Genomic DNA, 1,280 nt, shown 5'->3' with positions numbered 1-1,280 from the left:
TGCTGATAATCAAGGTATTTTCGACTATATTGATGCTCACGGGAATAACAGAAAAATACGATTGTTAGAGTGGATGGATGGTCATTTGTATTCGGCTGTAAACCCAAAAAGTGAAAGTCTGAGGTTTTCGCTTGGCCAAAAATGCGGACAAATAACCAACGCACTTTTAGATTTTAATCATGCTTTGGCACATCGAAGTTTCGACTGGAATTTGGCTGATGCTCTTTGGGTAGAACAATATGTTGGGCTGTTTTCGGAAAAAGAACTTGAAATCGTCAGTTTTTTCATAGAAAAATTCAAAGCTATTCAGCCACAGTATCAGAATCTCAGAAAAAGTACGATTCATAACGATGCCAATGATAACAATATCATCGTTTCGCATCAATTACAAAATCCAAGCGTTGAGGCTATTATCGACTATGGCGATAGCGTTTATTCGCAGATTATCAATGATTTATCGGTCGTTTTGGCTTACGGAATCATGGATTTTGAGCAACCTCTGGAAGCCGCAAAGGTAATTATCTCGGGTTATCATCAACAGTTTCCGCTTTTAGATGAGGAATTACAAGTGCTTTACACCACAACCGCCATGCGTTTGGTGATTAGTGTCACGAAATCGGCCATTAATAAAAAGAAAGAACCCGAAAATGCGTATTTGCTCATCAGTGAAAAATCTGCTTGGCGACTTTTAGAGCAATGGAAAAATATTTCGGAAAATTATGCCTATTATACATTCAGAAGTGCTTGTGGAATGACTCCTTGCAGCACCTACGAAACGTTTATCAATTATGCCCAAAGCTCCAATTGGACAATTGAAGATTTGATTCCCGAAAGTAAAAACAAAACCATCACTCCGCTTGATTTATCCATTGCTTCGACCTTTATTGGCAACTTCAGTAATTACATCAATTCGGCGGCACTCGATGATAAAATCAGTCGAAAAGTGAAGGAAGAAAACGTGCTTTTGGTGGGCGGTTATGGCGAAGCACGGCCGATTTATACAACCGATGCTTTCAAGATAAAAACTAACGAAGGCTACGAGCATCGCACGATTCATATCGGTGTTGATTTTTGGACGTTAGCTCATACGGCCGTACATGCTTTGGAAGATGGTGAAGTTTTTAGCTGCCACAATAATGACCACCCAAAAGATTACGGCCCAACACTTATTCTGAGACATCAACTCAACGATTTGGTGTTTTATACACTTTACGGGCATCTGACAAAAGAAAGTTTAGCGGATAAGTTTATTGGAAAAATCATCAAAAAAGGCGAAAAAA

Annotated in this window: 1 protein-coding gene; it reads left to right on the top strand. The window is 39.1% G+C overall.

Going from position 1 to position 1,280, the window contains the following annotated elements:
* The coding region (locus ACOVO2_RS07055) for a phosphotransferase (RefSeq protein WP_421769293.1) at nucleotides 1–1,280 on the top strand (1,280 nt) is incomplete at both ends.

This window comes from Emticicia sp. (assembly GCF_049241225.1).
GTDB lineage: Bacteria > Bacteroidota > Bacteroidia > Cytophagales > Spirosomataceae > Emticicia.
Note: the sequence above shows the minus strand (reverse complement) of the source record. Positions and strands in the feature narration are given on the sequence as shown.